Here is a 12674-nt window from a genome sequence, read left to right on the forward strand (position 1 = left end):
AGCACTGCTTTGAGGTTGTAGATAGAACTGACGAAGTCAGTAACATATATACGGCAAGGCGAAGCTGACGTGGTTTGAAGAGATCTTCGAAGAGTATTAACTCTCACCTATTTATGCAAAGGAATCTTATGGAAGTTTATTTTTCAGGAACCATTGAACGGATTATTTTTGAAAATCCCAGCAATTTTTATCGTATCCTTCTCCTAGAAATCGACGATACAGACGCAGAAAGCTTTGATGATTTTGAAATCATTGTCACGGGCACCATGGCTGATGTGATTGAGGGAGAAGACTATACTTTTTGGGGACAAATTGTCCAGCACTCCAAGTATGGGGAGCAACTGCAAATCAGTCGTTATGAACGCGCAAAACCAACTAGCAAGGGGCTTGTCAAATACTTTTCGAGTAGCCATTTCAAGGGAATTGGTCTCAAGACAGCTCAGAAAATTGTGGATACCTACGGTGACAATACCATTGACGAAATTCTGCAACACCCAGAAAAGCTAGAAGGTATCTCAGGACTCTCTGCCAAAAATCGCGAGGCTTTCGTTTCCACTCTCCGCCTCAACTACGGAACCGAGATGGTTTTGGCCAAACTGGCCAACTACGGCATTCCCAACAAACTAGCCTTCCAGATTCAAGATTTTTACAAGGAAGAAACCCTTGATGTGGTTGAAAATTATCCCTATCAACTGGTTGAGGATATTAAGGGTTTGGGATTTACTATTGCTGACCAACTAGCGGAAGAATTAGGCATCGAAAGTCAGGCTCCTGAACGCTTCCGTGCCGGTCTAGTTCATAGTCTTTTTCAGGCCTGTATGGAAACAGGGGATACCTATGTTGAAGCACGGGATTTGCTGGAACAAACCCTTACTCTCCTTGAATCTTCTCGCCCCGTGGAACTGGACCCCAGCCAAGTGGCTCAAGAACTCTCCTACCTGATCGAAGAAGACAAGGTTCAGCAGATTGATACCAAAATTTTTGACAACAGCCTCTTTTTCGCTGAGGAAGGCATCCGCAGTCACTTGATTCGTATCCTTGAAAAAGGAAAACAGAAGAGCCAAGATTTAGAAACTATTCAAAAACATATCACTACTGTCGAGGAAGAACTGGGGATTGAGTATGATAGCATTCAAAAACAGGCTATTTGTGACGCTATCCAAAATAAGGTCTTTATCCTGACAGGTGGACCTGGTACTGGTAAGACGACTGTTATCAATGGTATCATCGCTGTTTATGCCCTTTTAGAAGGACTTGACCTCAGGAAGAAAAGCAACCTGCCGATTCTTCTTGCTGCTCCAACTGGACGAGCAGCTCGTCGCATGAATGAATTGACAGGCTTGCCAAGCGCGACTATACACCGTCACTTGGGAATGACAGGCGACGATGGTACTAGTCATCTGGAAGATTATCTGGATGCTGACTTTATTATCGTGGATGAATTTTCCATGGTGGATACTTGGCTGGCCAATCAACTCTTCTCCAACATCTCTTCTAACAGTAAGATTCTCATCGTGGGAGATAGCGATCAGCTACCGTCTGTCAGCCCTGGACAAGTTCTAGCTGACCTCCTTCATATTCCTTTAATTCCTCAGACTCGCTTGGAAAAAATTTATCGGCAAAGCGAAGAATCAACCATCGTCACCCTAGCTAGTCAAATCCGACAGGGCATCTTTCCAGCCGATTTCACCCAGAAAAAAGCTGACCGTTCCTACTTTGAAATTGCTAGTGGCCATATTCCTGCTACGATTGAGAAAATCTTAGGCGCTGCCCTCAGAAGTGGCATTCCTGCCCGTGATATCCAAGTTCTGGCTCCCATGTACCGAGGGACGGCAGGGATTGATGCCATCAACCAACTCATGCAAGACCTCCTGAACCCACCACAAAAAGACCAACTCAGTTTTGAAGCTCCCCAGTGCCACTATCGTAAGGGAGATAAGGTCATTCACTTGGTCAACGATGCTGAAATCAATGTCTTTAATGGAGATTTAGGAGCTATCACAGACCTGATTCCTGGTAAATACACCGAGTCGAAGCAAGATGAGATTGTCATTGATTTTGATGGTAACGAGGTCTCTTACCCACGTAACGAATGGTACAAGATTCGCTTGGCCTATGCTATGAGTATCCATAAGTCCCAGGGAAGTGAGTTCCCTGTTGTCATCCTACCTATCACCAGCGCTAGTAGGCGTATGCTGGAGCGCAATCTCATCTATACAGCCATTACACGTGCCAAAAGTAAACTCATCTTACTAGGCGAATTACAGGCCTTCGATTATGCCACCCAACACATTGGAACTGCCCGAAAGACCTATCTGATTGAACGCTTCAGTGATTTAATTGAAAATGTTGAAGAAAAGCAACCAGCTATCTATGAAACAGCCACATCAAGCGCCTCTGAACAATCCTACATCCTAACCGAAGAAAACTGGGACAGCATCTCAGCCATGATTGGGATTACAGACGCAGACCTCAAAGAGATTTTTGGAAAATAGTGCATCAGAAAACCCACCTAATCAGGTGGGCTTTTATCTTATTAAGATTATTTTACTGTTGCTGTGCTTGTAATCAATTCAACAGCTTTTTTGATTGTGATATCGTGTTTCAACATATCAGCCGAAAGCAAGCTTTGTACTTGAGCAACTTCCATGTTGTAATCTGCTGCCAATTGCTCAACTTCTTTTTGGATTTCTTCTTCTGAAGCGTCAAACCCTTCAGCTTTGGCAACTGCTTCGATAACAAGGTTAGTCTTAGTACGTGACTCAGCTTCTCCCTCGTATTGTTTGTGAAGGTCTTCTTGAGTAGTTCCAGTGATTTGGAAGTACATGTCAGGGTTGATACCTTGACGTTGCAAGTTTCCAAGGAATTCGTTTACTGAGCGGTGAACTTCTTCGTGAATCATTTCTTCTGGAAGTTCTACGATTTCAGCGTTTTCTACAGCTTTATCGATTGCTGCACCTTCAACTGCATCTTTGTATGCTTCTTCTTTAGCAGCAGCCAATTCCTTGCGGTATTTTTCTTTCAATTCAGCAAGTGTTTCAACTTCTTCATCGATGTCTTTTGCAAGCTCATCGTCAAGAGCTGGAACTTCTTTAGCTTTTACTTCGTGGATAGTTGTTACGAATTTAGCTTCTTTACCTGCAAGGTCTTCTGCTTGGTAGTCTTCTGGGAATGTTACGATAACATCAACAGTTTCGCCAGCTGAGTGACCTACCAATTGGTCTTCGAAACCAGGGATGAATTGACCTGAACCAAGTCCAAGTGAGAAGTTTTCACCTTTTCCGCCATCAAATTCAACACCATCGATAGAACCAACAAAGTCAATCACAACAGTGTCACCGTTTTCAGCAGCAGCTTCTTTGATAACCAATTCAGCCAAGTTGTTGCGTTCGCGTTCGATACGCTCTTCAACGTCAGCATCAGTTACTTCTTTTTCTAGATCAACTGATACTTCAAGGTTTTTGTAGTCACCCAATTTAACTTCAGGTTTTGTCACGACTTCAGCTGTGATAACCCAGTCTTGACCTTTTTCCATTGAAGTTACATCAATTTTTGGTTGAGCAACGACTTCAAGACCAGCTTCTTTTACAGCTGCTTCATAAGCATTTGGCAAAAGAGCGTTCATAACATCTTGGTAAAGTGACTCTTCACCAAATTTTTTGTCGAAGATAGGACGTGGAAGGTGACCTTTACGGAAACCTGGAACATTAAGAGATTTCTTAACTGAGTTGAAGACACGATCCAATTCTGGTTTGATTTGGTCTTGAGAGATAGTGAAAGTCAAGACACCACGGTTTGTTTCTTTGTTTTCAAATGATACAGACATTCTGTCATTTCTCCTTAAAATTTTTTAAATACAGTCTATTATAACATTTTCTATAAATAAAATCTAGACTAATGCAGACAATTATAGACAACAAGCCTTTTTGCTAACTAAATGAAAGTTCTATAATGAAGTTAGTCACCCAGCCCTCCTAAAAATTAGATGTTTTAACTAGCTGATAGCTAGCCCTCTATTTCATTTGATAAGAGGCTTGATGCTGTTAGGCTGACAAGCCAAGGCTAAGATTAGCCTTGGTTTAGCTGACAAAACTGCTTCAAGGGTTCCTCTTGTCAAATGAAAGCAAAATAATTGCCCTCAATCTCACCATTTTTTTTGGGACATAATCACTTTCGATTGACAGTTTGTTCTACACTTTCAAGGATGGAATAGACAGCAAAAAGAACCCTGCTTTTCTGAAAAAGAGGTCTCCTTGCTAAGTTTAATTTACATAAATAGCCAGTGTTTGATAGGGTTTGAGTAGAATTTTCTCAGACACTTCTGCGTCTTCATAGTTTGAAATCAAAATTTGTCCATTTTGGTAGACTGCTGGCAAGTCGATTTCCACTTCTTTGGCATAAAAGTTATTGAGCACTAGTAACTTTTGATCCTCAAACTGGCGTTCAAAAGCATAGACTTGTTTGCTATCTTCAAAGGCTGGTTTGTAATTTCCTTCTGAAATGATTGGCATTTCCTTACGCAGTCGAATCAAGTCTTGATAGAAGGTGAAAATCGGACCCTGGATTTCATTTTCTACATTGATGTATTTATAGGATTTACCAGCTTTCAACCATGGAGTGCCTGTTGAAAATCCTGCATTTTCAGAAGTATCCCACTGCATGGGAATGCGTGAATTATCACGCGACTTAGCTTGAATAATCTGGAAGGCTTTTTCCTGACTCTTCCCTTCCTCTAAGAGCATCTGATAGGCATTAAGCGATTCGACATCCACGTAATCAGCCATAGAATCATAGTCTGGGTCAATCATCCCGATTTCCTCACCCATGTAGATATAAGGTGTCCCACGTGACAGGTGAATGCTGGCTGCTAGCATAGTGGCTCCTTCCTTGCGGAAGTTTTGAATATCGACAAAACGGTTCAAGGCACGTGGTTGGTCGTGATTGTTCCAGAAGAGAGCACTCCAACCACCTTTATCACTCATTTCCTTGCCCCAGCTATGGTAAAGACTCTTCAACTCTTCAAAATCAAAGGGAGCCAAGGTCCACTTTTGTCCATCCTTATAGTCCACCTTGAGATGATGAAAATTAAAGGTCATGGATAATTCCTGACGGTCAGGCGACGAATAAAGGACACAATTTCCCATGGTGGTTGAGGACATTTCCCCAACTGTCATAAAACTATCGTCTGATCCAAAAGTGGCTTGATTCATCATACGCAAATAGTCATGAACGATGGGCTTGTCTGTGTAAGCTGGCTTTCCTTCATTTTCAGGACAATCCACTAAGACTTCATCCTTGCCAATCAAATTGATCACATCAAATCGGAAACCTTTGACACCCTTGTCGCGCCAGAAATTAACAACCTTGAAAAGCTCCTTACGGACATTGGGATTGCGCCAGTTAAGGTCAGCCTGGGTATCATCAAAGAGGTGAAGGTAGTATTTCCCTGTATTCCCAAAGGGCGCCCATGCAGAGCCACCAAACTTAGACTGCCAATCTGTTGGTTGGTCTTGGATGAAGAAAAAGTCTTGATAATACTTATCACCAGCTAGGGCTTTCTGAAACCATTCATGCTCTGTCGAACAATGATTAAGTACCATGTCCAGCATAAAGTCAATCTTGTGCTCTTTACCGACACGCACCATTTCCTCAAAATCAGTCATATCACCAAAAAGAGGATCCACTGCCATATAATCTGAAATATCGTAACCATTATCCCGTTGAGGGCTTGGGTAAAACGGATTGAGCCAGACCATATCCACACCTAGTTTGGCTAAATAGGGAATTTTTTCGATAATCCCACGGAAATCCCCAATACCGTTTTCAGTGGTGTCTTTGTAAGATTTTGGATAGATTTGATAGACTACTTTTCCTTTATCAAGTGTCATCTGTTTCTCCTTTTCTGATAAAAGGGAGGAAGCAGTCTTCCGTCCCTATTTGTGCTATTTCAATTATACTCAATGAAAATCAAAGAACAAACTAGGAAGCTAGCCACAGGTTGCTCAAAACACTATTTTGAGGTTGCAGCTAGAGCTGACGTGGTTTGAAGAGATTTTCGAAGAGTATTAGATTCGTGTAGCGACCATGAGAGATGCTCCAGCTTGGATCGTTGTCGGATAAGTTCCAGTAATAGTCGCTGTATAAGCATCTTGGTTGGTGATGATAACAGGAGTTTCTGTCACCAGACCTGCAGCCTTAATGACATCCATATCAAAACGAATCAGTTTCTGACCAACTTTGACATGATCTCCTTGGGCTACAAGACTTTCAAATCCTTTGCCATCAAGACCAACTGTATCCATACCGATGTGAATGAGCAATTCCACTCCCTCATCAGAGACAATACCGATGGCATGCTTGGTAGGGAAAAGAACTGTCACTGTCCCATTGACTGGAGAAGTCAACTCACCTTGGCTTGGTTCAATGACCAGACCTTGCCCCATGACACCTGATGCAAAAACAGGATCTGTCGCTTGACTCAATTCTTTCACTTGGCCAGTTAGTGGGCTAACAATCTCTACCGGAGTAAGTTCTACTGGTTCATGACTTACAAATTCTGTTTCTTCTTGAGCAACGAATTCTGCCTGCAAGTCCGTATCGCCCTCTGTTTTTGTGAAGAGACCAGCCTTGCGGAAGAAGAAAGTCAAGAGCATTGGAACAACAATCGCAACTAGCATAGTTCCTGAAAATGGCAGCATGTACTGAGGTTGAATAGAGAGAATACCTGGCAAACCACCGATACCAATAGAAGCCGCAGTTACATTAAAAGTAACGGATAACATGCCTGCAAGGGCTGAACCAGTCATCCCAGCAACAAATGGATAAATATATTTTACGTTAACCCCAAAAAGAGCTGGTTCTGTAACACCGAGATAGGCTGAAATGGTTGCAGGAAGTGAAACCTGAGCCTCACGCTCATCATGGCGATGCATGAAATAATAGGCAAACACGGCTGAGCCTTGAGCAATATTAGAAAGAGCAATCATTGGCCAGAGGGCAGTGCCACCAGCATCCGCAATCAATTGTGTATCAATGGCATTGGTCATATGGTGCAGACCTGTGATGACAAATGGAGCGTAGAGGGCACCAAAAATTGCACCGAAGAGCCATTTAACTGGACCAGTTAAACCTGCCAAGACAACTGATGAAAGTCCTTGTCCAATTGTCCAACCGATTGGTCCCAAAACAGTATGAGCCAAAATCAAGGCTGGAATCAATGACAAGAAAGGTACAAAAATCATAGAAATGACTTCTGGGATATGCTTGCGCCAGAAGATTTCAAGATAAGACAGACTCAAACCTGCAAGCAAGGCTGGGATAACTTGGGCTTGGTAACCGATACGATTAACAGTAAAATAGCCAAAATTCCAAACCCAGTTTGCCGCGATATCAGCTGCTGGCGTTGAAGCAACCGCATAGGCATTGAGCAACTGAGGCGATACCAAACAGATTCCGAGAACAATTCCCAAAATTTGGCTGGTTCCCATCTTACGAGAAACAGACCAAGTAATCCCTACTGGTAAGAACTGGAAGATAGCTTCACCAGGCAACCAGAGGAAGTGATTGACACCTGCCCAAAACTGAGAGGATTCTGTGATGGTCTTGCCATCCAACATCGACCAATGGACACCTTCCAAGACATTACGGAAACCGAGGATCAATCCTCCGACTATCAAGGCTGGAATAATCGGAGTAAAAATCTCCGCCAGAGTGGTCATAACACGTTGGACCACGTTTTGATTACTCTTAGCTGCAGACTTGGCTGCTTCTTTGGAAACACCCTCAATACCTGAAACGGCTGTAAAATCATTATAAAAGATGAGCACGTCATTTCCAATGATTACCTGAAATTGACCTGCATTTGTAAAAGTTCCTTTAACAGCTGGAATTGACTCGATAGCTTTAACATTAGCCTTCTTATCATCTCCTAAAACAAAGCGCATCCGTGTCGCACAGTGAGTTACGGCAGTCACATTTTCTTTGCCTCCAATTGCCTGAAGCAGATCTTTGGCTTCTTGTTCAAATTTTCCCATTTGATTCTCCTTATACTTGTCAAAGCAAGTTTGATTTGATAAGTATATTGTAAACGATACCAAACTTGTCTGCAACTTGTTTGGTATAAAAAGGGTGTTTTTTTGTAAATTTTCTAGCACTTGTATGGTAAAATAGATACAGGTGTTCATTAAACTAGACTAAAAACCTATTTAAGCAGGCAAAATGAAGAAATACCAACAATTATTTAAGCAAATCCAAGAAACCATTCAAAACGAGACTTACGCTGTCGGAGATTTCCTTCCTAGCGAGCACGACCTTATGGAGCAATATCAAGTGAGTCGTGATACCGTCCGAAAGGCCCTGTCTCTCCTCCAAGAGGAAGGATTGATCAAAAAGATAAGAGGGCAAGGTTCTCAAGTCGTCAAAGAAGAAACCGTCAATTTCCCTGTATCCAACCTAACCAGCTACCAAGAACTAGTTAAAGAACTTGGACTGCGCTCTAAAACCAACGTGGTCAGTCTGGACAAGATTATTATTGATAAAAAATCCTCACTGATAACCGGTTTCCCAGAGTTTCGGATGGTTTGGAAGGTGGTCCGCCAGCGTGTGGTGGATGATCTGGTATCCGTTCTGGATACGGACTATCTGGATATGGAACTCATCCCAAATCTCACTCGCCAAATTGCTGAGCAGTCTATCTATTCTTATATAGAAAATGGCCTCAAACTCCTTATTGATTATGCTCAGAAGGAAATCACCATTGACCACTCAAGCGACCGAGACAAGATTCTCATGGACATTGGCAAAGACCCTTATGTCGTTTCGATTAAATCAAAAGTCTATCTCCAAGACGAACGCCAATTTCAGTTTACCGAAAGTCGCCATAAGTTAGAAAAATTTAGATTTGTAGATTTTGCAAAGAGACAAGATAGCAAAACAACTTAAAATCATTTTCAGATTTTAAGTTGTTTTGCTTATTTTTCAATTGCTTCACCTACTTAGGCCACCCTAACCAAACCGCAAATAAAATGAGTGCTATCCCAGTCAAAAATCCTGCAAATGCCCATTTTTTATTTGATTTTCTAAGTTTAGTAATCGCTATAAAAGCGAGCAAAATACCAAGAAGCATAGAAAATACCATTACAAAAAATCCCATCTTAGTTTTTCCTCTCTATAGAAACTATTTTTTTGTGCCACCCAGCAACTTCTCCATCATGAGTAACGGTTACAATAGTTGTATTAAAATCTCGATTAAAATCGAAAAGCAAATTCATTAATTTTCTCTTATTGTCAGTATCTAAAGAAGCTGTTGGTTCATCACATAAAATCACTCTCGGTCTCATAATGATTGCTCTCGCAAAGACAGCCCTCGCCTTTTCCCCTCCAGAACACTCTAAAGGTTTCTTTTTAAGTATAGATTTTATTCCTAGAGTATCGACTATATTGTTGAATATTTTTTCATTCTCTTTTTTATCTATTTGAGTATATAATAAGGGTAATTTTATATTTTCTTCTATGGTTAGTGAATGAATCAGAGCCGACTCTTGAAGAACAAAACCTATTTTCTGATTTCGCCACTCTGCTCGTTGATTTAGGTTTAATTTTTCCGTTTTCTCTCCAAACAAAAGGTAACTCCCGCTATAATCTATATCTAGTAAACCTAAAATATTGAGTAAACTCGTTTTACCTACCCCAGATTGACCAATAATAGCTACTGTCTCACCTTCGTATACCTCCAGTTTGAATCCCTCTAAAATAGTACATTTTATTTTTTTACTTATATATCGTTTCTCTTTTATGACCAAGTCAATAATTTTACTCATTGTATACCCCCAAAGAAATTGGTATTTTTCTAATTTTCCATAATAAAATTTCAACAATCATAATACCTAATAACAAATCAAAGAATCCCACAGCCATCAGAGATAGCCAATCCATTTCAATCAAACCAAAGAGACCAAATGTAGAAAACGAAGAATCTTTTCTTATCCAACTCCCATACCTAGAGAAACTAGTGAAACTAAAAAGAAGTACAAAGTTAATGAAAAAGAGCGTGAAATAATATAGATAAAAAACTGTTCGGAGTCTTGTATAAGTTAAACCAACAAATAGATGCACTGTGAAATCTTTAATGTTGAGTCTAAGAGCAAGTAAGGAACTCCAAAGAGTAATTCCACTTAGAACAAGAACTAGAGAAAGTATGATAAACATGATAAATCTAATTGACTCAAAATAGTCATCAGAAAAATCCGACACATTTTCTTTCTGCGTATAAAAATTAAAGTCGAGACCAAGATTAGTCTGCAGATACGTAGCTAGTTCCCTAACCTGCTCCTTTGAAGTATCAAGAAGTATTAAATCAAATAGTGATTGAAGTTGAAATCCTTTTTTAGACTGCTGGAGAAATCTTTCGTTTACAGGTAAGATAATAGAATAATTATAATATTGTTTTGAACTCAGGGCATATAGATTAGATCGATACGTATTTTCTTTTAAAATCCCTCGAACTCTTAGTATCACCTCTTCTTCAAGAGCTGGATCCTCGATCTTTATTGTTGAACCAATAGGATACTCCTTACCAAGTCCAGCACCGAGTAAAACAGGAATTTCAGAGCTATGTTCCAATTCATAATCAAAATTCAAGTTTTCTCCTTGAACAATTTCAAACTGTGGCGTCAGTTTGCTATATGTTTCATTTAAATAAGCTACTGTAACATCCATCCCATCTTTATTTGCTAAAGGAACTACAAAGCCATCTGAAAACAAGGCATATTTAAACCATTTGTTCAAGTGTTTATAAATTTTTTGAGTGTCCTCATTGCGAATATTACCCATATCTGTTTCACTACTAGGGTCCAAATTCGCAATAAAAGAATTTGGTTGTTCAAAATACTTTACTTCATTATATCCTTGTAAAGTCGATACCGTGGAACGCACACCTATAAAAACCATGTAGTTACAGACAAAAATCAATGCTAAAACTGCAAAGAAAGTTAGTAAATTTTTTAGAAAAATATTCCTAATTATAAATTTAATAATTTTCATATTTTTCCTACCTTTCTTAAACTAATTAAAGTATAAAGTAATAGTAGACAGAACAGGTAAAAACTATTTCTACATTGAATGTGAGTTACAAGAGATATCCCTACCGTTATAAAAAATGAACAACATAAAAGTAAAAAAGAATCAAGTAAATAGCGAATAATTATCAATTGTTTGGTGTCTCCAACCAGTACTCTACAATAAATTTCTACTTTTTTTCTTGACAACAGTTGATGTTGAAACACGATAACAACTACTGTAAAGAGTAAGACAAGAATAAATTGATACTCATATAATGATTTTAAAGTGTTTTTTAAAAAATAAAATTCATTCTCCTTAGTCTTAGCATAATCAAGAAGTAAATTACAAGCAAAACATATACTATAGCAATTAAATAATTCGCATCTCTCACCGATTCTAAATAAAGATTTCTTCACCTCTCTACCCTCCTACTCTTAACTAAAAGAATGATGACTGCATTTCATCAGTAGTTAATAGATTCGTCTATTTGAAGAAGTCGATATAATTATCCGTTATTCCAAGTGAATTTTGTTCTATATTTATCTCCCCAACGAATCAAATCATCCCACACAGAGCCTGTTACTTTTCCGTGATACGCCGTCTTAGTTAATAGTGTCTTTCCATTCCTAGTGTATTTGAACGAAGCCCAACTATATCCCGAGCCAGGATAATTCCAAGCTGCTCCATTATATTTAACTTGAAGAACTTCTTCACTAGAAGCTCCATTATAAGAGTTTCCAAAAGTAGCTGCATAAGCAACATTTACAAAACTAGCTACAAGAACCAATGCTAGCAAAACTTTTGTTATCTTTTTACAAAAATTATTATTCTTTACCATTTATATCCTCCTTTGTTGCAGTTATCATAAGTACATTATACAATGTATATTTCACTTTAGTCAAGCGCTTTCATATCAAAAATCATTATAACTTCTATACGGTAACTTCTGTTCTGGATACGGACTATCTGGATATGGAACTAATCCCAAATCTCACTCGCCAAATTGCTGAGCAGTCTATCTATTCTTATATAGAAAATGGCCTCAAACTCCTTATTGATTATGCTCAGAAGGAAATCACCATTGACCACTCAAGCGACCGAGACAAGATTCTCATGGACATTGGCAAAGACCCTTATGTCGTTTCGATTAAATCAAAAGTCTATCTCCAAGACGGACGCCAATTTCAGTTTACCGAAAGTCGCCATAAATTAGAAAAATTTCACTTTGTAGATTTTGCAAAACGCAAGAAATAAAAGACTGAGACACTAGATCTCAGCCTTTTTCGGCTCTATAATATTTGTAGTGGGTAAATCCCCTATAGATATTATGGAGCCTATTTTATTGTAGAAAAAAAGTCCCATAAGATCTATAATGAAAAGCGACAAAACAACTCATTAGAAAGAATCATATGGAACAATTACATTTTATCACAAAATTACTAGACATTAAAGACCCTAATATCCAGATTTTAGACATCATCAATAAGGATACACACAAGGAAATCATCGCCAAACTGGACTACGACGCCCCATCTTGCCCTGAGTGCGGAAGTCAAATGAAGAAATATGACTTTCAAAAACCTTCTAAAATTCCTTATCTTGAAACGACTGGTATG

At 39.4% G+C, this 12674-nt stretch carries 9 protein-coding genes and 2 pseudogenes; 4 read left to right on the plus strand and 7 right to left on the minus strand.

Going from position 1 to position 12674, the window contains the following annotated elements; genetic code table 11:
* Nucleotides 1–128 precede the first annotated feature (128 nt).
* Nucleotides 129–2495 carry an ATP-dependent RecD-like DNA helicase gene (locus HT719_RS09855; protein WP_172929068.1) on the plus strand — a complete coding sequence of 789 codons (2367 nt, stop codon included), beginning with the start codon at nt 129–131 and terminating at the stop codon, nt 2493–2495.
* Between the two features lie 47 nt (nt 2496–2542).
* Here HT719_RS09855 and tig read toward each other — a convergent pair whose 3' ends face one another.
* From tig to treP, 3 genes are all read right to left on the minus strand, one after another.
* Nucleotides 2543–3826, minus strand: a complete 1284-nt coding sequence (gene tig / locus HT719_RS09860; protein WP_084928837.1) for a trigger factor — start codon at nt 3824–3826, stop codon at nt 2543–2545.
* Nucleotides 3827–4262: 436 nt separating this feature from the next.
* Nucleotides 4263–5888: an alpha,alpha-phosphotrehalase gene (gene treC / locus HT719_RS09865; protein WP_172929069.1), complete on the minus strand. Its 1626-nt coding sequence runs from the start codon at nt 5886–5888 to the stop codon at nt 4263–4265.
* 177 nt (nt 5889–6065) lie between these two features.
* Nucleotides 6066–8033 (minus strand): PTS system trehalose-specific EIIBC component, encoded by a 1968-nt coding sequence (gene treP / locus HT719_RS09870; protein WP_172929071.1) that lies wholly within the window; start codon nt 8031–8033, stop codon nt 6066–6068.
* Nucleotides 8034–8217: 184 nt separating this feature from the next.
* Here treP and treR point away from each other — a divergent pair, with 184 nt between their 5' ends.
* A complete protein-coding gene (gene treR, locus HT719_RS09875) occupies nt 8218–8940 on the plus strand; it encodes a trehalose operon repressor (RefSeq protein ID WP_172929073.1) in 723 nt (240 codons plus the stop codon).
* 49 nt (nt 8941–8989) lie between these two features.
* Here the strand turns inward: treR and HT719_RS09880 are convergent, their stop codons facing one another.
* The 4 genes from HT719_RS09880 to HT719_RS09895 form a co-directional block, all read right to left on the minus strand.
* Nucleotides 8990–9151: a hypothetical protein gene (locus HT719_RS09880; protein ID WP_172929084.1), complete on the minus strand. Its 162-nt coding sequence runs from the start codon at nt 9149–9151 to the stop codon at nt 8990–8992.
* A 1-nt stretch (nt 9152) separates the two neighbouring features.
* Nucleotides 9153–9818 carry an ATP-binding cassette domain-containing protein gene (locus HT719_RS09885; protein WP_050212064.1) on the minus strand — a complete coding sequence of 222 codons (666 nt, stop codon included), beginning with the start codon at nt 9816–9818 and terminating at the stop codon, nt 9153–9155.
* Nucleotides 9811–11040 carry an ABC transporter permease gene (locus tag HT719_RS09890; RefSeq protein ID WP_172929086.1) on the minus strand — a complete coding sequence of 410 codons (1230 nt, stop codon included), beginning with the start codon at nt 11038–11040 and terminating at the stop codon, nt 9811–9813. Before HT719_RS09890 ends, HT719_RS09885 begins: the two co-directional genes overlap by 8 nt.
* A gap of 523 nt (nt 11041–11563) precedes the next feature.
* A complete protein-coding gene (locus HT719_RS09895; protein WP_050212067.1) occupies nt 11564–11896 on the minus strand; it encodes a hypothetical protein in 333 nt (110 codons plus the stop codon).
* Between the two features lie 107 nt (nt 11897–12003).
* Here HT719_RS09895 and HT719_RS09900 point away from each other — a divergent pair.
* Both HT719_RS09900 and HT719_RS09905 read left to right on the plus strand, forming a co-directional pair.
* Nucleotides 12004–12312, plus strand: a pseudogene (locus HT719_RS09900) (UTRA domain-containing protein); the annotation flags it as partial.
* 155 nt (nt 12313–12467) lie between these two features.
* Nucleotides 12468–12674, plus strand: a pseudogene (locus HT719_RS09905) (ISL3 family transposase); the annotation flags it as partial.

It is taken from the genome of Streptococcus sp. k-378, from assembly GCF_013277505.1.
Classification (GTDB): domain Bacteria; phylum Bacillota; class Bacilli; order Lactobacillales; family Streptococcaceae; genus Streptococcus; species Streptococcus pseudopneumoniae.

Coding starts and splice junctions, on each gene's coding strand:
- treR (WP_172929073.1), top strand. CDS start 8,218: ATGAAGAAATACCAACAATTATTTAAGCAAATCCAAGAAACCATTCAA.
- treC (WP_172929069.1), bottom strand. CDS start 5,888: ATGACACTTGATAAAGGAAAAGTAGTCTATCAAATCTATCCAAAATCT.
- HT719_RS09890 (WP_172929086.1), bottom strand. CDS start 11,040: ATGAAAATTATTAAATTTATAATTAGGAATATTTTTCTAAAAAATTTA.
- HT719_RS09880 (WP_172929084.1), bottom strand. CDS start 9,151: ATGGGATTTTTTGTAATGGTATTTTCTATGCTTCTTGGTATTTTGCTC.
- HT719_RS09855 (WP_172929068.1), top strand. CDS start 129: ATGGAAGTTTATTTTTCAGGAACCATTGAACGGATTATTTTTGAAAAT.
- HT719_RS09885 (WP_050212064.1), bottom strand. CDS start 9,818: ATGAGTAAAATTATTGACTTGGTCATAAAAGAGAAACGATATATAAGT.
- treP (WP_172929071.1), bottom strand. CDS start 8,033: ATGGGAAAATTTGAACAAGAAGCCAAAGATCTGCTTCAGGCAATTGGA.
- HT719_RS09895 (WP_050212067.1), bottom strand. CDS start 11,896: ATGGTAAAGAATAATAATTTTTGTAAAAAGATAACAAAAGTTTTGCTA.
- tig (WP_084928837.1), bottom strand. CDS start 3,826: ATGTCTGTATCATTTGAAAACAAAGAAACAAACCGTGGTGTCTTGACT.